At 55.3% G+C, this 23,848-nt stretch carries 22 protein-coding genes and 1 tRNA gene; 13 read left to right on the top strand and 10 right to left on the bottom strand.

The features are described 5' to 3' along the window. Positions 1-251: 251 nt before the first annotated feature. The 6 genes from MTHE_RS04935 to MTHE_RS09215 all read right to left on the bottom strand — a co-directional run bounded on the left by MTHE_RS04935 (position 252) and on the right by MTHE_RS09215 (position 3,824). The gene (locus MTHE_RS04935; protein WP_175265814.1) at positions 252-815 is read right to left on the bottom strand and encodes an acylphosphatase; all 564 of its coding nucleotides are present in this window, start codon (positions 813-815) and stop codon (positions 252-254) included. A 354-nt stretch (positions 816-1,169) separates the two neighbouring features. Then, positions 1,170-1,292, bottom strand: a complete 123-nt coding sequence (locus tag MTHE_RS09320; RefSeq protein WP_394296055.1) for a HepT-like ribonuclease domain-containing protein — start codon at positions 1,290-1,292, stop codon at positions 1,170-1,172. 198 nt (positions 1,293-1,490) lie between these two features. Next, a complete protein-coding gene (locus MTHE_RS09220) occupies positions 1,491-1,622 on the bottom strand; it encodes a hypothetical protein (RefSeq protein ID WP_268741186.1) in 132 nt (43 codons plus the stop codon). An 88-nt stretch (positions 1,623-1,710) separates the two neighbouring features. After that, positions 1,711-2,553: a Wzz/FepE/Etk N-terminal domain-containing protein gene (locus tag MTHE_RS04925; RefSeq protein WP_011696128.1), complete on the bottom strand. Its 843-nt coding sequence runs from the start codon at positions 2,551-2,553 to the stop codon at positions 1,711-1,713. Between the two features lie 11 nt (positions 2,554-2,564). Then, complete coding sequence (locus MTHE_RS04920; RefSeq protein ID WP_175265813.1) at positions 2,565-3,548, bottom strand: MraY family glycosyltransferase; 984 nt, start codon at positions 3,546-3,548, stop codon at positions 2,565-2,567. A gap of 147 nt (positions 3,549-3,695) precedes the next feature. Then, positions 3,696-3,824 (bottom strand): hypothetical protein, encoded by a 129-nt coding sequence (locus MTHE_RS09215; protein ID WP_268741185.1) that lies wholly within the window; start codon positions 3,822-3,824, stop codon positions 3,696-3,698. Between the two features lie 166 nt (positions 3,825-3,990). On the opposite strand from MTHE_RS09215, the gene MTHE_RS04915 reads away from it, so the two are divergent. From MTHE_RS04915 to MTHE_RS04900, 4 genes are all read left to right on the top strand, one after another. Next, entirely contained in the window at positions 3,991-4,383 is a 393-nt protein-coding gene (locus MTHE_RS04915) for a secondary thiamine-phosphate synthase enzyme YjbQ (protein ID WP_011696126.1), read from the top strand. Positions 4,384-4,540: 157 nt separating this feature from the next. Next, positions 4,541-4,714 (top strand): F420H2 dehydrogenase subunit FpoO, encoded by a 174-nt coding sequence (fpoO, locus tag MTHE_RS04910; RefSeq protein ID WP_175265812.1) that lies wholly within the window; start codon positions 4,541-4,543, stop codon positions 4,712-4,714. A gap of 23 nt (positions 4,715-4,737) precedes the next feature. After that, positions 4,738-5,082, top strand: coding sequence for an OB-fold nucleic acid binding domain-containing protein (locus MTHE_RS04905; protein ID WP_175265811.1), 345 nt, complete (start codon positions 4,738-4,740; stop codon positions 5,080-5,082). A gap of 106 nt (positions 5,083-5,188) precedes the next feature. Further along, complete coding sequence (locus MTHE_RS04900; RefSeq protein WP_175265810.1) at positions 5,189-5,752, top strand: MBL fold metallo-hydrolase; 564 nt, start codon at positions 5,189-5,191, stop codon at positions 5,750-5,752. A gap of 105 nt (positions 5,753-5,857) precedes the next feature. On the opposite strand, the gene MTHE_RS04895 is transcribed toward MTHE_RS04900, so the two are convergent. Continuing rightward, positions 5,858-7,111, bottom strand: a complete 1,254-nt coding sequence (locus MTHE_RS04895; protein ID WP_011696123.1) for a UbiD family decarboxylase — start codon at positions 7,109-7,111, stop codon at positions 5,858-5,860. A gap of 232 nt (positions 7,112-7,343) precedes the next feature. On the opposite strand from MTHE_RS04895, the gene MTHE_RS04890 reads away from it, so the two are divergent. The 3 genes from MTHE_RS04890 to MTHE_RS04880 all read left to right on the top strand — a co-directional run bounded on the left by MTHE_RS04890 (position 7,344) and on the right by MTHE_RS04880 (position 11,063). After that, positions 7,344-9,488: a tetratricopeptide repeat protein gene (locus MTHE_RS04890; protein ID WP_011696122.1), complete on the top strand. Its 2,145-nt coding sequence runs from the start codon at positions 7,344-7,346 to the stop codon at positions 9,486-9,488. 318 nt (positions 9,489-9,806) lie between these two features. Further along, positions 9,807-10,514: an RNA ligase partner protein gene (locus MTHE_RS04885; protein ID WP_011696121.1), complete on the top strand. Its 708-nt coding sequence runs from the start codon at positions 9,807-9,809 to the stop codon at positions 10,512-10,514. 477 nt (positions 10,515-10,991) lie between these two features. Further along, positions 10,992-11,063: transfer RNA gene (locus MTHE_RS04880), tRNA-Gly, on the top strand. A 28-nt stretch (positions 11,064-11,091) separates the two neighbouring features. Here MTHE_RS04880 and pheA read toward each other — a convergent pair. Together pheA and MTHE_RS04870 are read right to left on the bottom strand one after the other, a co-directional pair. Then, positions 11,092-11,910 carry a prephenate dehydratase gene (gene pheA / locus MTHE_RS04875; protein WP_011696120.1) on the bottom strand — a complete coding sequence of 273 codons (819 nt, stop codon included), beginning with the start codon at positions 11,908-11,910 and terminating at the stop codon, positions 11,092-11,094. Continuing rightward, positions 11,907-13,166, bottom strand: coding sequence for a hydroxymethylglutaryl-CoA reductase, degradative (locus MTHE_RS04870; protein WP_011696119.1), 1,260 nt, complete (start codon positions 13,164-13,166; stop codon positions 11,907-11,909). The genes pheA and MTHE_RS04870 overlap by 4 nt, the downstream gene beginning before the upstream one ends. Before the next feature lie 69 nt (positions 13,167-13,235). On the opposite strand from MTHE_RS04870, the gene MTHE_RS04865 reads away from it, so the two are divergent. Beyond that, positions 13,236-14,765 (top strand): beta-ribofuranosylaminobenzene 5'-phosphate synthase, encoded by a 1,530-nt coding sequence (locus MTHE_RS04865; RefSeq protein ID WP_011696118.1) that lies wholly within the window; start codon positions 13,236-13,238, stop codon positions 14,763-14,765. Between the two features lie 14 nt (positions 14,766-14,779). Continuing rightward, positions 14,780-15,829 carry a M42 family metallopeptidase gene (locus MTHE_RS04860; RefSeq protein WP_011696117.1) on the top strand — a complete coding sequence of 350 codons (1,050 nt, stop codon included), beginning with the start codon at positions 14,780-14,782 and terminating at the stop codon, positions 15,827-15,829. A 133-nt stretch (positions 15,830-15,962) separates the two neighbouring features. Here MTHE_RS04860 and hisS read toward each other — a convergent pair whose 3' ends face one another. After that, a complete protein-coding gene (hisS, locus tag MTHE_RS04855) occupies positions 15,963-17,333 on the bottom strand; it encodes a histidine--tRNA ligase (RefSeq protein WP_235619447.1) in 1,371 nt (456 codons plus the stop codon). Between the two features lie 53 nt (positions 17,334-17,386). On the opposite strand from hisS, the gene MTHE_RS04850 reads away from it, so the two are divergent. The 4 genes from MTHE_RS04850 to ileS all read left to right on the top strand — a co-directional run bounded on the left by MTHE_RS04850 (position 17,387) and on the right by ileS (position 23,829). Then, on the top strand, positions 17,387-17,599 hold the full coding sequence (locus MTHE_RS04850) for a TIGR00304 family membrane protein (protein WP_011696115.1): 213 nt from the start codon (positions 17,387-17,389) through the stop codon (positions 17,597-17,599). 8 nt (positions 17,600-17,607) lie between these two features. Then, positions 17,608-17,871: a TIGR00304 family membrane protein gene (locus MTHE_RS04845; RefSeq protein ID WP_175265808.1), complete on the top strand. Its 264-nt coding sequence runs from the start codon at positions 17,608-17,610 to the stop codon at positions 17,869-17,871. Between the two features lie 127 nt (positions 17,872-17,998). After that, entirely contained in the window at positions 17,999-20,539 is a 2,541-nt protein-coding gene (gene mgtA / locus MTHE_RS04840; RefSeq protein WP_011696113.1) for a magnesium-translocating P-type ATPase, read from the top strand. 140 nt (positions 20,540-20,679) lie between these two features. Then, positions 20,680-23,829 (top strand): isoleucine--tRNA ligase, encoded by a 3,150-nt coding sequence (gene ileS, locus MTHE_RS04835; protein ID WP_011696112.1) that lies wholly within the window; start codon positions 20,680-20,682, stop codon positions 23,827-23,829. The last annotated feature ends 19 nt before the right edge of the window (positions 23,830-23,848 follow it).

Below are 23,848 nucleotides of genomic sequence, written 5' to 3'. Positions count from 1 at the left end.
GCGCCCCGCCCCAGTCGATCCCGGGCTTCCGCTCTGGCCCCCTTTGCATTCTTTTCCAGAAAAAACTCCACAAAGTCCAGCTCCTCTTCGAAGCACAGAGGAACAGCGCTCGATCATCTCCTTCAGGGCCTGAAGGTCTCCCTCCTCTGCGTCCGGATCCAAATCTTCCCAGAAGACCAGATCGCTGTAAGCATCCCTTTCCACCATCCTATCTGGTGTGCCGATTCAGACAGATGGTACAAGCATCGCGCTCAGACGCAGCTGCCCCCGAGCTCCCTTATCACCCTCTTGATCTCAGCGATCTCTCCCTCGATCCTGGCGAACCTCTTCTCCATGTGCTCCTTGAGATCAGACCTCACTCCCCTGAACTCCTCCACAGTCTCGTCCTGCTTCTCGAGCATGAGATCCTGTTTCCCAAGCATTTGATCCTGCTTTTCAAGCATTCGATCCTGCTTCTCGAGCATCTGATCCTGTTTTGCTTCTATTCTCAGGATTGACTCGACGCCCTTGGACAGCTGGATGGCCTGAAACCTTATGGCGAATCTGGTGAGCTTCTCGACACGACCATCGTACTCCTCGAAGGATATCTCTGAGACTTCAGCAGCCTTCGGCCAGCTGGATCTGATGAATGCCATGAAGGACGAGACCTGCCTATCATCTCCCTCGAAGAGGACCTCCACAAGCTGGAGACCATTCTCCCTGAGATTCCGCGCGGAGAAACCATCCATGCACAGGCTGTCGGCCTCGGAAAAAAGATGGTTGCGGTAACCCACTCCGTGAACCCTCTGGCCCCGTATCAGCGCCCTTACCTTCATCGTGATTATCACTTCATAGATCCTATTAATGTGTTCCGGAAGACGCCCGAAGAGCAGGACGATTCCCTGGGCTTAGAGCAAGAATGCCGGAAAGTTATGCTGGCACCTTCAACCTGTGAACAGCCAGCGAACTCTCCCGCACTCTAAGAAAATATCCCGGACAAAAATATCAGTCCTGCTGGGGTAGGCTCCCTCCAATCTCTGAACGGTTTTCTCCCTGCCTCAGGAGGTTCTGCAAAGCCACAGCTCAGGCTGAGCCTTACGGCTTCTGCTCAGCCACACCGCTCGTCAGCGAGCACATTCAGCACCTCCTTTCTGAAGGTGTCAAAGTCGTCGAGATGCCCAGTCACCATCTCATAGACGATCATCCACGTACCTGTATCTGCGAACCAGTATGTTGCGGAATCCCTTCATCCGCTTCGCTCTCTCCACCACCTCTCTGGAGAGAACCCCAGAACTTGCGAGCTTTTCAAACAGGTCCTCATCTGCTGCCAGTCCCAGCCTGAGGCATGCAACCAGAATGAGCTATATAGAATAGTCTCGATCGAGATCTGGAGAAGACGCTCACATGCTCTCCTTTTCCCGATCCTCATACAATCCTCGAAGCTTGCAGGCGCGATCTCTCGCATCTCGCCCGGATATCCCTCAAGCTCATCGATCTTCGCGAGTACCCGCTCACGGTCCAGCACGCGCGGCCTCCTCCAGGTACTCACGGTATATGTGCTTGAAGTCCTCGTACGCCTGAGCGGTCCGGAAGGCGAACTCGTAGAGCTCATCGATCTCCCTGCAGAAGCGCACCCACCACATGCGACACCTTCTGTAATTCTCATGTGCGCTGCTCCCATGTCAGCTATCTGCTGGCGCCGAGGATCGAGGAGGCATGCGACACCCTCTGTTACTCTCCTGTGCGCTGCTCCTCTCTTCTGAGAGCCACCCTCAGGAATGCTGCGAATACGCCGAGCATCAGCCCGAGCATGCCTGCGACCCCGACGATCAGCATTCTCCTGGGCTTCACCGGCTGGAGTGGCACCGCAGGCGCCTCGACTATCTCCAGGGACTTCATGAGGATGAGCTGCTTATGTAGATTCATGTAACGATCCATAAGGCCCAGACGCTGAGACTCTGCATTCTGCAGGTAATCCAGCTTGTATGAGAGCAACATGCTCTTCTCCAGCGAAGATACGCCCGTGGCGCCCTCAATCTCCTTCATCGCCTGGTGAGTCTGGTTGATGCTTTCCTCCACAGAATCCAGAAGCTGGTTGGTGGCTGAGAGCTGCTCCAGCAGGAGACCCCTCTGCTCAGTGTAGCTCTGGTTGCTCCTGTCTTCGAATAAGCTGACCATCTCCCGCAGGATCCGCTTCCCCTCTTCTGGATCCGTGGTCTCCATGGAGATGCTGAGTAGGCGGTCTGAACCCTTAACAGGCTCAATCCTCATCCTATCCTTAAATTCGGCGAGCTCGCCAGGAGAGAGGCTGAGGTTGAGCCGGGAGAGAAGGTCGAGAACAAACGCATCACTCGTCAGGATCTCAGATGCCCCAGACTGAATCGTGTATACCGGATCCCCGAAGTTCCCGAGAGCGACGAGGCACGATGCCCTGTAGACCGATGGCATCATGATGCTCACCGCGCCTGCAGCCACCACCGCGATCAGGAAAATGCCCACTACCAGGAACCTGTTCTCCCACAGCACACGGATTATGTCACGCAGATCTATCTCGTCATCCATTCTCTCATCCATTCAGACCACCATCAGAGGTACGCATAAATGCTCAGCATCGCCACCACAGCCTCCACGCCCCACATGAACAGCACAACATCCCTCTCGTAGACCCTCCCCTTCAGGCGCCTGAGCAGAGCGATCGCCAGATGGGTGAGGTGGTAGATACCGCTCTGAGATAGGCTGCCATCATCTCCCAGATTTGCGAACGCCTCCTTTCCAAATCTCCCTCTGGCCTGCATGAAGAAATCGATCGCATACGGTATGAACAGTGTCACAGCTATCTTCTCAATATCCCCCAGTATCGCCACGCAAGCAGCCAGAGCTCCCACGGAGTAGGTCATCGTGTCCCCTGGGAATACCCTGGCAGGATACCGGTTGAAGTACAGGAAGGCGAGCAGCGAGCCGAGCATTATGATGGACAGGGCAGCTGCGCTCGTCTTCCCCATGACAAGACCAGCATAGCCAAGAGCCGCGAATATAATCACACCCATCCCGGCCTCAAGGCCGTTGTATCCAGCGACCATGTTGAAGGCGTTCGAGGCTCCCACAACCCCTATCGGGATGATCACGAGAGGATACAGTATCCCCCAGTCGACCCGCCCGATCAGGGGAAGGCTCATCGTTGTATGGCCTGCATTGATAACCATCATCGGCATCGCTGCGAAAAGCATGAACATCGGTTTCTGCCACTGCCTCAAGCCCGCCTTCCATCCCAGGATGTCGTCCATGATCCCTATGATGCACGCCATCAAAACCGTGCACAGTGCCGCCAGTATCGGCGTGTATCTGTATGAGTTCAGGTAAAACGTCTCGATTCCGATGTAGACAAGAACCCCGAGCACAAAGCCAAACACAAGAGGCACGCCGCCCATCTCCGGCACCTTCGGCCGCCCGGGCTTGTGCATGTCCCATCCCAGAAGACCGACCTCTGGAGCCTTGCGGATCCACTTCCACGTCGCTATCCATGTCGCTGCAACGCTGACAGGAACGCTGATGTAAAGCACTTCCTCCATCCTGCTCGATTGTTGCCTATTTTTAAAACATATCAAAGTTTCGATGTTTTGCTCTTGAAATGCGCCACGTATCCCCCCAGCCAGATACCCGAAGATGCGGGATTTCAGAGGAGCATGGAGAGGGCATCGATGTATCAGAAGAGGCCCTCAGCGAAATCTGTAGATCCTGGCGCCCCTGTCGTAGATCGGCTCGTAATGCTCCGGCGGGAAGCTCATGTTCACCCTCGCATGTGCAAACCTCGTATAAGCTAATAATTTCCTGATTGGTATGATCATTTGCTACGAAATAGCATGAACGCAGACCATTTCATCCATATAGATGACCTTGCGTCATGAGCGTTTTTCTGTAATTCTGACACACAACCTGATGCAACAATTAATCATATCAGCATCCTGGAGTGCAGCAGTATGTTCTTAAATCCGAGACGGAGATTCAGATCATATGATAGAGCTATCGACCAACAGAGGCTGTGAGATAGTGGATATCACCCCACAGGTCCAGAGAGCTGTCAGGGATAGCGGTGTGATTGACGGCATCTGTCTCGTGTACACACTTCACACCACTACAGCTCTGATCGTGAACGAGGCGGAGAGCGGTCTTTTAATTGATATCATCGATAAAATAAGAGAGATCGTGCCGGGTGTGGGGTACAGGCATGGTGAAAACGGCCCAGCTCACCTCCAGGCGTCGCTCCTGGGCAACAGCGTCGTCGTTCCTGTGGAAAAAGGCATACCTCTCCTGGGGACTTGGCAGAGGATACTCTTTGTGGAGCTGGACGGGCCGAGGCGCAGGCGTGTTGGCGTAAAGGTGATGGGGAGTGATGTGGCGAGGTGAGCACACGGATTCTCCCCTCCGCATCCCACACCACAGGTAGGGCGGAGAGATGAATAGAGCATGTGTCTCCGGCCAGGCGGTGTTTGTGAGATAGTGCGCAGCGAGAGAAAGCTTAAATTTGTATTAGCGCCAGCAGGTCTAGCAGGAGGAGTTCTCTATGGCAGACTGTGATCTCTGTACTGTGGCAAAGCCGACTCTGATACCGATAAAGGTCAAGGTGCACACACTTGCGAATCCCGAGGGCGCGTACAAGGGCGTTTGCGAGAGCTGTCTTGAGGCGCTCAACGCCGCATGGGAGGAGCGGTTCGGTCCCAAGGAGAACAAGAAGTAACAGAATTAACAGCTGCGGGGGCAGTGGGCATCTGGCTTCAGAGGGAGGAGAAGATAGCTGTAGTCCTGCTTCTGATGGCCCTCTCCACGCTGGCCGTCGCTTACTGGGCATTCGGGATCTCCGGATCCGATGAGGATGTCTCTCTGAGCGGAAAGATTGTCAGCATCAGGGAGACCCGCACCGGCGGCCATCTCATAATCACACTGGACTCAACTCCGATGCAGATATTCCTCCCCTCCAGGGTCGCGAAGGAGGTCAGAGGGAGTCTGTCAGCAGGAGATCATGTGCAGGTCAGGGGGCATCTCACCGAGTACATGGGGAGAAGCGAGATAGAGGTGAGCAGGGCCTTTGATATAACAAGGATGTGATTGCAGGTGTGGCAGGGATCTGGCAGATCTGATGTGACACAGTGTGCTTTATCCGCCGGTGGCATGTGGTCTTGCGGCAGGGGTCTTTCGGACACAAGAGGGTGCCATGCAGATGAGAATTGTGCTCGTAAAGCCAGGCTCTCTGGTGAGAGATGCTGCAGGAAACATTCTTTACGCTAGCTCATCTGTGACTCTGATAATCTCAGACAGGATTTTGGTGGTGGATACAGGATCCGCTGATGAGCGGGAGAGGGTTTTCGACGGCCTTAAAAGAGCAGGGGTATCGACTGATGACATAGAGATCGTGGTCAACACACATCTCCATGTGGATCACACAGGCTGCAACGATATCTTCCGAAACGCAGATGTGCTCTCATACCACACAGGTCTGCGCGAGGGCTGCGTTCTGGCGGAGGGGGTGAGTCTCATGGAGACGCCAGGTCACACTCTGGACAGCATATCTGTTCTGTGCAGCGAGAATGTCGTGATCGCTGGCGATGCCCTGCCGACCGCTGACAACTACATCAAGGATCTCCCGCCGAGAATACATGTGGACAGGGCTCTCGCCATGAGGAGCATGCACAGAATAGCAGGCATCGCCAGGATCGTGGTTCCCGGACATGGAATGCCATTCTCGATTCCCGATGGCCGCGAGACCGAGCTCGCATGATGGGGGTAGCATGGCGCAACTCCGATCTCCAGGAGAACATCTCGACATCTGTCAATCAATCCCACGCATTTCTGGCGGCTCGATCGCATGGATCGAAAACCCATCTCACCACGGTCTGACAACACGCCTGAACTTCCAGAGCCTGTCGAGCTTTGCGGTCGCATCGACCCCTACTTTTGTTGTCATCCCATCCACAGATCTCGGATCCAGCGTGCTCCCCCTCACGTTCGGATACATGTAAATGTCCTGATCACCGCGAACCCTGGTCGCGATCGCGTACTCCAGCTCTCTCGGATCGTGGATATCGATGTCCGTGTCGACAACAAGCACATGTTTCAGGCTCCCGTGTGCGGCCATCGCGGCCTGTATGGCCTTCAAACCATCCTCCTCCTCCTGCTTTTCTATCTGAACAACCGCGTGGAAGTACGTGCACCCACCCTCCGTCAGAAGCACATTCCTGACCCTCACGACCTTTGATGCCTCTCTGTATATCAGCGGCTCATAGGGCACGCCCATCAGCATCCTGTGCTCCCCTCCGGCGGGAAGAAGTGCATGATAGATCGCGTCATCCCTCATCATGATCCTGGTGATCTCTATGACAGGCTCCTCCCTCACGATATCCATCGTGCCGGTGATGTCCACAAACGGCCCCTCCGGAGCCCTCTTCTCCGTCAGGTATCCCTCCAGAACGATCTCAGCATGCGGAACCGGGACGCCATTCTCAAGGGTCACAACCTCAACAACATCCCCTCTGAGAGCGGATGCATACTCAAACTCCTTGTTCTCAGGCACTCTTGTTGAAGCAGCTATGAGAACCACCGGATCCACGCCGATGGCGATCGCAACAGGCAACCTCCTCCCGGTTTCGATGGCTCTGGAGTACATCTGATGCGTGTGCCTTCCCGGGACGAGCCTGGCGGCCAGCCTATTCCTGTCGAGAACCATGAGCCTGTGAACGCATGCATTGATCCTGTCATCCAGCCTGGAGACGACAATGCCTGATGTTATGTACCGCCCGCCATCCCCTCTGAAATGCCTCAGCACCGGAAGTCGCATCAGATCCGGCTCCAGGATGTTTTCCTGGAACTGAGATGAGTCGACCTCTCTGACATGGCCATCAAAGCCCACAGCTGAGAGATCGCGCGCGAGGTTCCTGGCATCCATCCTCAGGGCCCTGGCGAGAAGCTCCCTGCTCCCGAGTATGTTTATGCAGCAGACATGGCCATCCGCATTGTGGAAGAGCATCGGTCCCCTTCCGGTTGCGCGCATGGCCAGCTCATACTCCGTGGATACATGCTCATGGGTCTCCTCCAGAACGCCATCCGCGCGGAGATCCTCTAGGAAAGATCTGAAACTCATGGTGGAGAGTTAGCAGCATGCCCAATATATTCCCGACCCTCAAAGGGTCCGCAGCGGAAACACCAAATTTTATTTTTGTTTATGGAACAAAATAATATGATTGATATGAAATAATATATCTTGTGTGTTTTTAATAAGATGCCGAATTTAATTAAAATCAGTAGTGAAATATAATGATTAGAATCTCCTTCATTCAAAAACTATTTAAAGATATAACTCATCAGATATACTGATGGACCAATTAGTAGTGCTTCATGAGATATTCGAGTCGTTCTCCAGGGGCACCGGCGCCCTCCGCGATATCGAGCCCAGGGCGGTTGAGGGCAGGTGTGCCAGTCTTGTGGTCAAGCTCCTGCAGAGCTGTCTCGATGGTGATATCGATGAGGAGGTGTGTCGCGAGCTCTCCGAGTGCCTGAGCAATATCTATGAGCTCAAGAGGCTGGGCGACATATGCCGGAGGGCAGGCATGCCCGAGATCGCGATGAAATGCTACTCGAAGGCGCTCTCCCAGGCACAGGAGCCGCATGTCCGCTCTGTGCTGCTGAACAACCTCGGCCAGGTCCATGCGCAGAAGGGCGACCTGAGCAAGGCGATTGTATACTATAAAAAAGCCCTGGAGGGATTCGAGTATGCAGGAGATCCGAGCAGCGCTGCCCATGTCATGGGGAACCTAGCATCTGCGTACAGGCGCGCGTACCAGTGGGATCGAGCCGTGGAGTGCTACTTCAAGGGTCTGAAGGGATTTGAGAAGCTCAACGACAGCTTCGGCGTCGCCCAGATGACCGGATCCCTGGGAAGGGTGTACGCAGAGATGGGCGAGAGGGAGCTTGCTGTCTTGTATTATGAGAAGAGCCTGAGGATGTTCGAGCAGCTCGGGGATCGCAGGAGCGCGGCCTGGCTTCTGAGCCGCCTTGGAAGGGTGTACGCAGAGATGGGAAGGTGGGACGACTCGAAGAGATGTTTTGATAGAAGTTTGTCCATCTTCGAGGATCTCGGTCAGAGCCAGAACGCGGGCATAGTCCTCTCAAACCTCGGCCGCTTCTACCTGGAGAAGGGGGATCCTGATTCAGCCAGGGTTTCCCTGGAGCGCGCGCTGAAGCTGTTGAGAAAGGAGATGCTGCCTGTTTACCCGAACACGGTTGCGGCGCTCGCGGCCGCTTACAGCCTGCTCGCGAGCAGGTACGCTGCTGAGAGAAATGCGAAACAGTCGTCTCAGCTTTACTCGAATGCATCTGACTGCTTCAGCGAGCTTGCGCTCCATCCCAGGATTCTCATATCGGAGCTGAAGGCGGCTGCTGGACAGGCGAGATCGCTTTCCTATCTTGTGAAGCTCCGCGCAGAACCCCGCGGGGATGAGGCCGTCGCCTTGTGCGAGAGAGCGATATCTGCGCTCGAGAGCACGATCGCCAGCACCACATCGAAGGACAGGGAGAAGGTCGCATCACTCGTCCGGTGTCTGGAGGGGATAAAGGAGCTCTGGAGCATAGATCTCTACGCAGCGGAGCCGTGGCGGATACTCAGCATGGTCTCCGTGGCCTGTGAGTACCTGATGGGTGGCATTCGGGAGCTTGCTAAGACCCTGGGACCGTACAAGGAGATGTATGAAGCTCTTGGTGCCATCAACGGGGCGCTAGATGACGAGAGGCAGCGCAGAGACTCTTCGGCGAACCTGAAGAGAGCTGCTGAGCATCTTCGGGCATCACAGACTGAAAGCTTCGAGAAGATCGCCGAAACGCTCGAGATGGCTGGAAGATCCGAGCTTGTTCAGGGAATGAGTCCGTCTGACATACTGAACTATGGAGCTCACAGAAAGGCTCTCATGAGCATCGGCTGGGCTGCAGCGCAGAGCCTGCTATCGGAGATCGACAGGACTGGATGGATCTACGCATGGGACGAGTCGATGAATCTCTCAGAGATGGGGCCGGTTGGAAGGACCGAGCGGATAAGGAGAAAGGCGGAGAGCATCGCGGAGATGAAAGAGGTGCCTGTGGTAGAGGTGGGTTCTGTGAACATCAGGGGCTCTGCAGTTGATGTGCCGGTGGAGAGCGCTCTCGGGAACACATCCATTGTGCCCACACAGACCGTGCTTGTGTCTGCTGCAACATCGCTGCCTGCTCGTCCTGAGACCGTGCGCCCTGAGATTACGCTTGAGGGGCCATACGTCATCGAGAGCTTCGAGGATTATGAGCAGGAGGGTGCATTTTACGATGAGCCTCACAGAGACAATCCCACTGCTGGTACCGGTTGCGCAGAGTCTGCCTATGTGGCTCAAAGAGGCCATCTGCGGGACTCGATCGCCGCGAGGATCATCGTGGGGCTGATAGCGCTGGCAGGGACGGCATACGCGATAATGCATGTGATTCTGGGGGTTCTGTGATCTTTGAGATACGATGGCTCCCGGCAAGCTGCGCTGGAGAGGACAACAGCACATTTTCTGCCTTAAGGCAGGATCTGCAGCTTCCGGGGAATCTCGGGCGACCTCCTATCCTGGAGTTTGCGCCCTGCTGCTCTCTATCAGGGAGAGGGCTCCTGGAAGATTTGCCATCGAGACCGGCGATTGGGGCTTGTCAAGAGAGATCATTTAAGAAGTCTGTGGCTCGCTGTTTTTTGGATTAAGGAGATACTCAACTTATTCGGACAGGTCTGGCGGTTGACCAGTCACATCTTAATAGTTTGTCATCCATAAATCCAGCAGATGTTGCGCCAGAGGTTTGTTTTTGACACCACAGCCCTCACAGACTCGCAGGCGTGGGAGAGCGAGGGCTGCACCACACTCTGCGAGGGCATGTCTGCGATCCTGCACAGAGTCGCACAGGCGAGGCTGCATCTGGGTATAAGCTGCTATGTCCCATACCCATCGGTTTACAACGAGATAAGGGATTTCGTAAGAAACAACAACTGTGACATAGCCATACTGGGGAAGATCGATACATGGCTTGTCAAAAAGACCCCTGACAGGTACAGGGTCAAGATACCCTCGAAGATCTTCTATGAGTACGTGGACTACATGAGGAGCAGGATCAACAAGGGCATGAACGTCTCAGAGGAGGCGATATGGGAGGCTGTCTCGCGGTGTCTCTCCATCAGCGCGACGGGCGAGGGCCGGGAGCAGATGAGGGAGGAGATCGAGAGGGAGGTTGTGGGGAGCATAATAAGAAAGTTCCGCGAGAAGTACAGGGCGGCTCTGAGATACGGCATACTCGACAGCGCCCCGGATATAGATGTCCTGCTGCTCGCGAAGGACCTCGATGCCGCAGTCGTATCCCAGGATCTCGGAATTCAGAGATGGGCAGAGCAGCTGGGGCTCAGGTTCATGGAGGCGAGGGCCTTCCCTCAGATGGTCAGGGAGTACATGAGCTTTGTTCCACTACACACAGAGGAGCTGGAGGATAGGATGGTCTGAGAGAGATCGTTCCGGCGGCCGTGGTAAGCGTTGCTGAGACACACAGAGGAGCTGGAGGATAGGATGGTCTGAGGGGCTCATGGATTTCTATCAACTCCCTCATTTACGAACTGTATAGGTTGCAGCGGATTAGTATCGTCTAGATTTTATATCAAAAGGATGGGTTTTTAGAAATCCTAGCTCATAACCCTGAGTGGCCATATACTTGCGTGACCTCATCTAAGATCGGAGTTTGCGATCGGTACCTTCTATCACCATGATCTGCAGACTCTGATCAGGCAAACCGCACCCTTAGTAACACCAGGGCGAGCTCACCATCCGATCCGAGACACGGAACCTGTCCGGATAAGGCTTGAGCATCTCCTCCATCCAAAAGCAGCTATCTACAGGTTTCTGAATTCAGCTCTTATTCGGACGCATCCGAGCCACGGCCCGTAACGTTTAAAACCTAAAAGCGCATGAGCAGTCAGTGCTGATGCGCCGATAGTGTAGCGGTTATCACTAGGCGTTGCCAACGCCTAAACTCGGGTTCGAATCCCGATCGGCGCATGTTATCCAGGCAAGATCGGTCACATTCTTATTCTGAAGGTGTATTGTCTTTCGGATACGATCCCAGAACCCTGACCATGTTCGCGGCCTTTTCGATGCCATCCAGCGCCTCTCGCACAGCATCATCTTCTACATGCCCCTCCAGGTCTATGAAAAAGTAGTAATCCCCCAGCTCCTTCCTGCTGGGTCTGGACTCTATCCGTGTGAGGTTGATGTTCCTGACAGCGAATTCTCTGAGGATGGCGAAAAGTGCTCCGGGCCTGTCCTTCTCCAGATAAACAACTATCGATGTCTTGTCATTGCCTGTTCTCTTCGACATCTCTCTGGAGAGAACAACAAATCTCGTCATGTTGTTCTTCGAGTCCTGTATATCCCTGTCCAGCACCCTGAGACCGTATGTCTTCGCAGCCTCCAGGTTCGCTATCGCAGCCATCTCCGGGAACTCCTGAGCCAGCCTGGCCGCATGGCTCGTGGACCCTGTGGTCCTCATCTCAACACCAGGATACCTGCGCCGGATGTACTGCCTGCACTGGGCGAGCGCCTGGGGGTGTGAGAGTATGATTCTGACGCTATCTGGATCTCCTCTACCCAGAAGACAGTGTCTTATCGGGATCACGACCTCCCCGCATATGAAGAGGGATCTACTGAGAAGAAGATCCAGGGTCAGAGCCACAGATCCCTCCAGGCTGTTCTCCAGCGGTACAACTCCTGCATCCGCTTTATGGCTTTCCACGGCATCGAAGACATCCTCTATATCATCGAAGTATACAAGCTCTGCATCCGGAAAGCGCCTCGATGCAGCCATCTCCGAGTAGGAGCCCCTCGGCCCCAGAACGCCTATCCTCAAGAGGAACCACCCAGCTCTCTGAGAAGCTCGGATGCTCTCTCCAGGTTAATCCTCCGCTCGGATGCCATCCTCTCAGCGATGATCTCCACCATCTCTCCCCTTGCTCCCGCCTGGAGCGCGACGTTTCTTGCGTGCAGCGACATGTGCCCCCGCTGGATGCCCTCTGTGGCGAGAGCTCTCAGCGCCGCGAAGTTCTGAGCGAGGCCGACTGCCGCTATCACCCTGCTGAGCTCATCCGCGGATCTCACCCCGAGCATCCTTACAGCCGCCCTAGCTACGGGATGCACACGCGTGGCCCCGCCCACAAGCCCAACCGCCATGGGAAGCTCTATCGTGCCCACAAGATCTCCATTCTCATCGATCTCGTATCTCGATAGCGATGCGTACCGCCCTGATCTGGCGGCGTATGCATGCGCTCCCGCTTCGACAGCGCGGGTATCATTGCCTGTCGCGAGAACAAGAGCTGTAACACCGTTCATGATCCCCTTGTTGTGCGTGGCGGCCCTGTACGGATCGACCTCGGCGAGCGCTGCGGTCTTGAAGATCGCGGAGACGACCTCAGCCCCGCCGATCGCATCTGCCTTGAAAACCGCCCGCGCTCTGGCGAGGCGCGTGTCCGCCAGGTTTGAGATTATCCGGAGGTGAACCTTCCCGCCTGTAAGCCGCTCGATCTCAGGGGCCACAGCCTCTGCCATCGTGTTCACAGCGTTCGCGCCCATCGCATCCCTGCAGTCGACCAGGAGATGCGTGACGACCATCGGACCGGCTCTGGAATCGATGACATGAACCTCCAGGCCCACAGCTCCCCCGCCGAGCCTGACGAGCATCGGGTCGACCTCGTTTGCGATTTTTGTTATTTCAGACGAATGCTCCAGGATCCTGCACCTGGCGCCATACGGATCCTTCAGATCGACAGCCTGTATCTGGGCTCTCATCACCGGCCCTGTCGAGCTGGTGAAGAATCCCCCGCCATCGCGCGCCATCCTGGCTCCGTTGCTGGCCGCTGCTATGACAGATGGCTCCTCTGTGGCCATTGGCACCAGCACCTCACGCCCGTCTATTATGAAGTTTGTAGCGACGCCGAGCGGAACCTGGAAGAGACCGATCACGTTCTCCACCATCTTGTCTGCCTGGTCCAGGCTCAAACCGCTCTTTATCATCTCCTTTATCTCAGCATCACCGCAGGCCTCAACGATCTTCCCGAGCCGCTCATCGGGAGGCAGCTTGTAGAATCCCGGAAGTCTTGAACTCATCATCTCAATGCCCCATCCAGCCAGGATTCAGAAAGGGAAAAACTTTATTCTATTCCCTCGGATTCCATAAACATGACCTTTGCCTTTCCTGTGGCCCAGGAGATAGCGAAGCTCGAGAGGATCGTGGGCAGGCTCAGTCCCGTACAGAAGATGCTTCTGGGGACCGATGGCTCTGTGACTAGCCTGCTGGAGGTTATCACAGGCTCGCCTGTGGGAATAGAGACGTTGGAGCAGAGGGTGGTGCCTGCGACTGATGACGTCGCGAGGGAGCTTGATATAGATGTTGGGGAGGACGTCAACTACCGAGTCGTCCGGCTGAAAAATGCCCGCACCGGCGAGACGCTGATACACGCGGTCTCCTACACTCCACTCAAGAGACTGGAGCCCGGGTTCAAGAACGACCTGATGCGCGCGGACATCCCGATAGGCCAGATACTCCACAAGCACCGCATAGAGTCGCGGAGGGATATAACACAGACGGAGTGCGAGCAGGCGGACGATAGGATGAGCCAGCTCTTCAACATCTTCCCGAAGGAGCTGATGCTCTCAAGGAGATACAAGATCATAAGAAAGGGGGAGCCGCTGATCGCAATAAGGGAGACGTTCCCCTACAACATGTTTCAGGATACAAGAAGGGTGATCATCGAGACGCCTGCGAGGATCCACATGACGCTCACAGACCTCTGCGGCGAGGCCGGGCGGGTCGATGGCGGGGTGGGGATAGCGCTCGATAAGCCGAACATAGTCGTGGAGGGAGAGATCGACAGGGATCTATCAGTCGAGGGAGAGCAGTCTGAGAGAGCGCTGGAGGCGGCGAAGAGGGTCGCCGAGAGGTTCGGGCTTGGAGGAGCGCGCATATCTGTTAGAAGCTGCTACAGGACGCATGTGGGTCTTGGCAGCGGAACACAGCTCGCTGTGGCGGTTGGAAAGGCGCTCTGCGAGCTTTACGGCGAGAAGGCGAGCATCAGAGAGATTGCCTCTGCGGTTAGCCGCGGCGGGACCAGCGGCATAGGTGTCGCGGCATTTGAGATGGGCGGCTTCATAGTCGACGGGGGTCACACATTCGGCCCGGGAAGGGAGAAGTCTGACTTCAGACCATCATCTGCTAGCTCTGGGGTGAGACCACCGCCCGTGATAGCGCGCCATGACTTTCCTGAGAGCTGGAGGATAGTGCTTGCCGTTCCAAACATAGAGAAGGGCGCATACGGCCAGCGCGAGATCGACATATTCAGGGAGTACTGCCCTGTCCCGCTCTCAGAGGTCCAGGAGCTGTGCTACCAGATAATGGTCAGGATGATGCCGTCCGTTGTTGAGGAGGACCTAGATGCATTCGGGATGGCGGTGAACAGGATACAGCAGCTGGGCTTCAAGCGCGTGGAGGTCGAGCTGCAGCATCCTATGATCAAAATGCTGATGCAGGAGATGGTCTCAGCTGGAGCAGCATGCGCCGGCCTGAGCTCCTTCGGGCCCACGGTGTATGCGGTAACAGACACTAACACCAGGGACATAGAGTCAGCAGCCCGCGATGTGATGGGCGATATCGGCGGAGAGATTATTATAACAAGATCGAGGAACGAGGGGGCCAGGATAAGGACCGCGTAGAGAGGAGGATTTGGATGAGATCTTTGCTTGAGAGGCTCAGCAACGCCCATGGAATCTCAGGGAGAGAAGGGAGCGTGATGCAGATCATAAGAGATGAGCTCGCTCCCCACGTTGATGATGTTCAAATAGACACGCTGGGAAATCTGGTCGCGACCAGAAGGGGCAAGAGCCCCTCGGTGATGATAGCAGCACACGCCGATGAGATCGGTCTGATGGTCAAGTTCGTTGATGAGAAGGGATTCGTCTACTTTGTGAAGATCGGCGGCTGGTTCGACCAGACGCTTCTGAATCAGAGGGTGATACTTCACACAAAGAACGGCCCCGTATTCGGCGTCATAGGCTCCAAGCCACCGCATGTGATGAAGGAGGAGGACAGGAAGAAGCCAGTCGATTCCAGAGATATGTTCATAGATGTCGGGGCTAGGGACCAGAACGAGGCGAGGGAGATGGGGATCGTTCCTGGGGTGCCGATAACCATCGACAGGTCATTTGTTCCGCTCAGAGGGGACAGGGTCACTGGAAAGGCGTTTGACAACCGCGCTGGCGTGGCTATGATGATAGAGGCGATGAAGAGAACCAGGACTGAGTGTACGGTCTACGCGGTCAGCACTGTGATGGAGGAGGTCGGCCTGAAGGGTGCGAAGACGTGCGCGTTCGGCATCAGGCCTGATCTTGCAATAGTCACTGACACGACGATTCCAGGGGATCACCCTGGGATAGAGAAGAAGGATTCGGCTCTCGAGATGGGGAAGGGGCCGGTCATAACAGTCGTGGACGCATCCGGACGCGGGCTGATAGCAGATGAGGATGTGCTCGATTGGCTTCAAAAGACCGCTGAGCAGTTCAGCATACCGGTACAGCTCGATGTCTCAGGTGGAGGGACGACAGATGCGACCGCGATCCAGCTCTCGAGAGAGGGTGTCAAGACCGGAGTTGTGAGCATCGCCACGAGGTACATCCACTCGCCCGTGGAGGTCCTGAGCCTGGAGGATCTAGATAAAGGGGCGGAGCTGATCGCCAGGGCGCTCGAGACCGCCCCTAGATACTTCAGACGGGAAGGTTAATCGGAGAGGAGATCTGCGCTCTCAGGGCAGTCTCAAATCTGGTTGATGCCGCAGTTTGATGGTCTGCCAGGCACCCCTATTTTTCAGGGGGTAGCAAGGGTGTAAACTCCAGGAGAGGAGGTTACGAGCCGCCTTATCTTCGCACAGGGGTGGTTTGTTCAAAGGCGATTCTCAGCTGTTCCTCGATCTCCTCGATGCTCAGCTCCTCCTGAGAGCCTTTCACCATATCCCTGAGAACGAGCTTCCCGGAGTCGAGCTCCCTTCTCCCGATGATTATGACGTGCTCAGCGTTGATCGCAGATGCGGATTTCAGCTGTGCGCTCAGAGAGCGTCCCATGACATCCATGACAACGGGAACGATATTCCTGAGACGCTTCGCGATCCTGATCGCATCAATCTTCACATCGGGGGTGAATGCAAGAACCACGGGAGGCTTTTGTCGATCGACCTCTCCGACGACCTCCATTATCCTGTCGAACCCGAGGCCGAATCCGGTGGAGAACGTCTCGGATCCTCCAAATAGACTTGCAAGCTCATAGGATCCGCCGCCGCATATCTGGTTCTGGGCTCCCAGGCCGGAGGCGTAGATCTCGAAGACCGTTCCGGTGTAGTACTCGAGACCGCGCACTATCTCGAAGTCGATCGTCGCCTCAACATCGTATGCATCCAGAAGCTCCAGCATCTCCCTGAACTCGCTCAGGTCCATCTCAGACTCAGGAGATCTGCCCGCTCTCGCAGAGGCGCGTGCACCCTCTCTCCCGCTCGCTCCTGGTGCCGCAACAGATTGCGCGGCGCTGGCATTCTCTCCGGGAATCTCGATTGATGAAAGGGCAGCGCTCAGCTCCTCAGCTCTTTCGAGCGCATCCTTCCCCTTCAGGCTGATCAGCTCAATGATCCCGAGATCCTCAGCCCCTATGCTCTGGAGCAGCTCCCTGAGCGCATCCCTCTCCTTCTTGTCGATGAGCCTCATTATGCTCTGCCTGTGCGCCTCGGGGACCTTCTTCAGCATCGATCTTATCAGTCCCAGATACCCGATGTGGATATCCCCTCTGATCCCAACTGCTCTCAGGACCTCGTCAGCCATCGCTATGACCTCTGCCTCTGAGTCGGGACGCCTTCCGCCGATGAGCTCGCAGCCGAGCTGCCAGAACTCCCTGAACCTGCCCTTCTGCGGCCTCTCGTACCTGAAGCAGTTGGCGAAGTAGTAGAGCCTCAACGGCTTCGGGGAGCTGTGAAGCTCGCTGACGTACATCCTCATCACGGGTGCGGTGAGCTCCGGCCTTAGGGCGATGTCCCTGCCGCCCTTGTCCTTGAAGCTGTATATCTCCTCTATGACCCCCTCACCTGATTTGAGCGTGAAGAGCTCGAGATGCTCGAATGTCGGGGTTGCAACCTCGCGGTAGCCCCATCTCTCCATCACATCGATCATCTTCTCCCTGACAGCACGCCTTCTGTAAGCCTCCTCAGGCGGGAAGTCCCTGGTTCCTCTGGGCCTCTGGATCATCATCCACGGATTCGCAAAAATGCCTTTATATCTTGCGGCCATATTTTGAATGAATGCTCCGCCTGATCGGCTGGTCTCTGATACTGATTGGTGTCATCATCACATTCGTCTCACTCCTCTCTCTCCCCTCCAGCAGCGGGTTCGGAGGGGTGATACTCATAGGGCCGATACCGATCGTCTTCGGCTCCACGCCGTATATGGCACTTGCAGCCATGATCCTCGCCATAGCGATCATGCTGATCTCCATAGCGCTCTGGAGGAGATAGCCTTGCTGTTGCTTGGGATCCTTATGATCATCTCCGGGATCATGATTCTGATGCTCGATAGCATCATGCGTGAGCGGAGATACGAGGAGATGGAGGAGACGGTGATGCCCGCGGAGCGGAGAACGGATATCAAGGGTGGAGCGGTTGTCATGATCGGCCCTCTTCCGGTGGTGATAGGCTCAGATCAACGAATGGCTGCGGTTCTTATGGTTCTAGCGATCACCCTCATGGCCATCTGGATGGTATCTGCATATCTGGGGCATTTCCAGTAGCTTGGTGCTTCAGGTGTCCATGCGATTCGGAAGCAAGAGGGATATCGAGTCATATAGATGTCCCGGGAGATGCAGTATCCTCACGCCTGCAACCAGCGCAAGAGAACCGTGGAGAGGATTTCGCCATATGCACGATGGACTTAGAGCAGAACGCAATGTTTCTGCATTCTGGGCGCTGAGCGCGGAGAGGGTGATGGAAGAGCTCGGCACGGGGCCAGATGGTCTGACGGAAGATGAGGCCGCGGAGAGGCTGAGAAAGTACGGGTCTAACATTCCCAGAGAGATGAGAAGACCTGGAGATCTATTTCTCCTGCTCTCCCAGTTCAGAAGCCCCATAGTTCTGCTGCTCGTGTTCGCCGCGCTGCTCTCAGTGTACCTCCACCAGACGATAGAGGCTGGCATTGTGCTTGCAATAGTCTTCGCCAGCGGGATCCTGGGATTCTGGCAGGAGAGAACCGCTGCAGACACAATAGCCAGGCTTCTGGCCATGGTTCAGGTCCGTGCAACCGTCCTGCGGGCGAGCTCCGAAAAGGAGATCCCAGTTGAGAATATCGTGCCGGGGGATATCGTAATCCTCAAAGCAGGAGATATCATCCCGGGTGACTGCCGCATCATCGAGTCCAGAGATCTCTTTGTCAACGAGGCCGCGCTTACGGGCGAGACGTATCCCGTTGAGAAGATTGATGAAGATCTCCCGGCGGATGCACCCCTTGCAGAAAGGCGCAACAGCCTGTTCATGGGAACAAATGTCGTCAGCGGAAGGGCAACTGCCATCGTGGTGCATACAGGAAGAGATACCGAGTTCGGCAGGATCTCACATCATCTTGAGCTCAGAAGGCCGGAGACAGATTTTGAAAGGGGCCTCAGGAATTTTGGGTATTTTCTCATGGAGCTCACGCTGCTGCTTGTTGTGGCGATATTCGCCATCAATGTTTATCTGAACAGGCCTGTGCTCGAGTCGTTTCTGTTTTCCCTTGCACTGGCCGTGGGCCTGACACCACAGCTCCTCCCGGCGATAGTTAGCGTCAACCTGGCACATGGAGCGAGGGAGATGGCCACGCTCCGGGTGATCGTCAGGCGGCTTGCATCCATAGAGAACTTCGGCAGTATGAACGTCCTCTGCTGCGACAAGACCGGAACGCTCACCGAAGGCGCAGCAAAGATGCATGCTGCCCTGGATGTGGATGGAAAGGAGAACCAGAACGTTTTCCTTTTAGCATATGTCAACGCATTTCACGAAACCGGCTTCACCAGTCCCATAGATCAGGCGATACTCAGCTATCGCCAGCCAGACGTCTCAGGATTCGAGAAGCTTGACGAGGTCCCGTATGACTTTGTTCGCAAGAGGCTGAGCATCCTCGTCTCCAGAGATGAAGAGAACATTATGATCACCAAGGGCGCCCTGAGAAACGTTCTGGAGGTGTGCAGCTCAGCCCAGACATCAGATGGCATCGTTGCTCTCGATTCCGTAAAAGAGAACATACAGCAGATATTCAGCGATTACAGCAGCAAGGGATACAGGGTGCTGGGTATCGCCTTCAGGAAGATATCTGGAAGACCAGTGACGAAGGATGATGAGCGCGATATGACATTTCTCGGCTTTCTGATATTCTTCGATCCCGTAAAGGAGGGAATAGCCAAAACGGTAGCAGACCTCGCAGGCCTTGGCGTGAGCCTCAAGATGATCACAGGGGACAACAAACTTGTGGCATCTACTGTTGGTGAACAGGTCGGCTTGAGAAAGGAGATCGTTCTCACAGGCAGCGACCTCAGACGGGTCAGCGACGAGGCGCTTCAGAGATTAGTTCGCGATGTGGATATCTTCGCGGAGGTCGAGCCGAACCAGAAGGAGCGGATAATCCTTGCCATCAGAAGAAATGGCGATGTGGTCGGCTACATGGGGGATGGCATCAACGATGTATCTGCCCTGCATGCATCGGACATCAGCATCTCCGTCGAGAATGCGGTGGATGTTGCCAAGGATGCGGCTGATATCGTTCTCATGGAAAAAGATCTGAACGTTCTTCACAGGGGAGTGGTTGCAGGCCGGAAGACATTCGCCAATACTATGAAGTACGTCTTCATGGCGACATCCGCCAACTTCGGAAACATGTTCAGCATGGCCCTGCTCTCGATCTTCCTGCCGTTTCTCCCCATGCTTCCTGTCCAGGTGCTCCTGACAAACCTCCTCACAGACCTGCCGGAGATGGCCATAGCCAGCGACTCTGTTGATCCTGAATATCTGGTCAGGCCCAGACGTTGGTCGATACGGTTCATCCGCAACTTCATGGCTGTATTCGGGATGCTGAGCTCTCTGTTCGACTATCTGACCTTTGGAGCGCTTCTGTTTCTCCTGCACGCCACCACAGCTCAGTTCCGAACGGGCTGGTTCATGGAGTCCGTGATATCCGCCTCGATGGTTGTCCTGGTCATACGCACAAGGCGGCCGTTCTTCAGATCGGTGCCGAGCAGGTATCTCATCATATCAACTCTTGCAGTGGGAGCGGCTGCATTTCTGCTGCCATACACGCCATTGGGAGGTCTGTTCATGTTCACGCCGCTGCCCCTGAGCTTTCTGGCTGCAACCGTCGTGATTGTGGCCGTATACGTTCTCACAGCAGAGGTGGCCAAGAGTCATTTTTATAGAAGATCGACTGCGTTTGCCTGACCACAGGCTCCTGGAGCGCATAAAAACATTAAGATCTGGGAGTGTGACGCAATCTCGCAAAAATCGGGCAGATCAGAGACCGCATAAAGGCTAAATAGAGCATCGCCAAATGGTCGAGCTGTTTTACTGGAGGACTGGGTGTGATCGTCGAGGTTCCAGGACAGTACAATCCCAAGAATGTCGAGGATGAGGTCAGGGAGTTCTGGCATAGAGAGGATACCTATCACAAGGTGAGGAGACTGCGGTCAGGTGGAAGGCGGTTCTTCTTCGTTGACGGCCCACCGTACACAACCGGCAGGATTCACCTCGGCACGGCCTGGAACAAGGTGATCAAGGACTCGATTCTCAGATACATGTCCATGAGAGGATACGATCTCAAGGACCGGGCCGGATGGGACATGCACGGCCTCCCGATAGAGGTCAAAGTCGAGGAGCACCTCGGATTCAGAAGCAAGAGGGATATCGAGTCATATGGAGTTGACAGGTTCATCGAGCAGTGCAAGAGCTTCGCATTGAGACAGAAGGACGAGATGACGGAGCAGTTCAAGTCCCTGGGGGTCTGGCTCGACTGGGACAACCCGTACATGACTCTGAAGAACGAGTACATAGAGGCAGCATGGTGGACGCTGAAGAGAGCGCATGAACGGGGGCTGCTGGAGAGGGGTTTGAGGGTGGTTAACTGGTGTCCGAGGTGCCAGACGGCCATCGCCGACTCCGAGGTCGAGTACTGGGATGAGAGCGACCCATCGATATATGTCAAGTTCCCCGTGGAGGGCGAGGATAACACATACATCGTGATATGGACCACAACACCCTGGACAATTCCAGCGAACGTTGCTGTCGCTGTTCATAAAGATTTCATGTACTCAAAGGTCAGGGCCTGGCGCAGGGATGGCACATATGAGATCCTCATAATGGCAACGGACCTGATCGAGAATGTCCTGAAGCAGGGAAGGTACGTGGATTATGAGATACTGGAGAGCATGCGGGGGGAGGACCTGCTCTCGCTGACGTACAAAAACCCGCTCCAGGATCTGGTGCCAGCGCAGAGAGATATCGTCCACAGAGTTCACCTGGCAGATTTCGTTACCGCTGAGAACACCGGAATCGTGCACATAGCCCCAGGCCACGGCCTCGAGGATTACGAGCTGGGTCTCGAGAAGAGGCTCCCGATATTCTGTCCAGTCGGGGAGGACGGGAGATACACATCAGAGGCGGGCAAGAAGTACGAGGGGAAGTATGTCAGGGACGCAAACCCAGAGGTCGTGGAGGATCTCATGGAGAGAGGGGCACTCCTCGCGAGCGGAGAGCTGGTGCATCGATACGGCCACTGCTGGAGGTGCAAGACGCCGATAATATTCATAGCGACGAGGCAGTGGTTCATCGGGATATCTGAGCTCAGGGATCAGATGCTCAAGGAGATCGAGAGGGTCTCATGGTACCCGGATTGGGCGGGATCTGCGAGATTCAAAGACTGGATATCGAATGCACGCGACTGGTGCATATCGAGGCAGCGGTACTGGGGAATACCCCTGCCGATCTGGATCTGCAGGAGCTGCGGCGCCATGGATGTCATCGGCACAGCCGCAGAGCTCGAGGCGAGGGCTGGCCGGCCTGTGGAGGATCTGCACCGACCCGCCGTGGATGATGTGAGGCTGAGATGCAGCTGCGGCGGTGCGATGGAAAGAGTACCGGACGTCTTCGATGTGTGGTTCGACAGCGCCGTCGCCTCCTGGGCCACGCTGAACTTTCCTAGAGATGAGGAGGAGTTCAGAGTCTGGTGGCCTGCAGACTTCATAACAGAGGGGCATGACCAGACAAGAGGCTGGTTCTACTCGCAGCTCGGCGCGAGCATGGTCGCATTCGGAAGAGCCCCGTACAAGAGTGTGTTAATGCATGGTTTTACCCTCGACGAGCAGGGCAGGAAGATGTCGAAGAGCATAGGCAATGTCGTGCATCCGGAGGATGTTGTTGAAAGATACGGCGCAGACACCCTGCGATTCTACGTCCTCTCATCGAATGCGCCCTGGGAGGACCTCCACTTCAGCTGGGAGGGGGCGATGAATGTGAATCGAATGCTGAACATCCTCTGGAACGCCTACCGCTTCCCCCTGCCCTACATGGTTCTTGACAGATTTGACATATCAAAAGCGGATACGAGCAAGTATGACCTGAGACCTGAGGACCGCTGGATCATCTCAAGGGTGAACTCGCTGGCAAAGGAGATCGAGGAGAATATGTCCGGATACATGCTCCACAGGGCGACGAGATCTCTGCAGGAGTTCGTACTTGAGGATCTATCGAGATGGTACATCCAGCTGGTGCGGCCCAGGACCTGGATAGAGACAGAGGATCCGGATAAACTCGCAGCCTATGCAACCCTCTACAATGTCATGTCAACCCTTGTGAAGCTTATGGCTCCATTCACGCCGTTCCTCGCTGAGAGCATCTATCAGAACCTTGTGAGGGGTCTGGATCCAAGCGCCCCTGAGTCTGTTCACATGTGCGACTGGCCCGGTTACAGAGAGGATCTGATAGACAAAGGGCTCGAGGAGAGCATGAGCTACGTCAGGGAGATCTCTGAAGCTGCAGCCAATGCGAGGCAGAAGGGAGGAAGAAAGCTCCGCTGGCCGGTATCCAGGATAATAATCGCATCTGATGAGCAGCTCGATCTCAGGGATCTTCTCCACGTTCTCAGGACGCAGACAAACTCCAAGGAGGTGATCATCCTCCCGCCTGGAGAGAAGCCTGAGATGAACCTGGAGATCTCTGTCGTCCAGAAGAAGATAGGGCCTGTCTTCAAGGGAGAGTCGAGGGATGTGGTCGAGGCTCTTACATCCATGAATCCGAAGGAGGTGAAGCGGATCATCGAGAGTGGAGAGCCACTGGAATGGAAGGGCAGGAGCTACATGATCACAGAGGAGATGGTTGAGTTCAGGGAGATACCTCCTGCGAACCTCATACCGGCTGAGTTCTCAAAGGGTACTGTTTACGTGGATGTATCACTTACAGACGAGCTCAGGGCAGAGGGATACGCGCGCGAGATAATACGGAGGATACAGGATATGAGGAAGGATCTGGATCTGAAGGTGGATGAGATGATCCGGGTCTCCGTCGCGCTGAACAGCAATGAGGTAGTCGATCTCGTATCAGGCTGGAGGGACTACATAAGCAGCGAAGTGAGGGCGACTCTCTTAAGAATAGGAAATGATTTAGATCTTGAGGGAGAACTTACCAAGGACTGGGAGGTGGACGGCGTAAAGATAAGGGTCTCAGTGGCAAGAGCCTGAAACCCCATGGGCGAAGTAC

The organism is Methanothrix thermoacetophila PT (genome assembly GCF_000014945.1).
In the GTDB taxonomy this organism is placed as follows: domain Archaea; phylum Halobacteriota; class Methanosarcinia; order Methanotrichales; family Methanotrichaceae; genus Methanothrix_B; species Methanothrix_B thermoacetophila.
The sequence above is the reverse complement of the archived record's forward strand: the minus strand, read 5'-3'. Positions and strand labels throughout refer to the sequence as shown.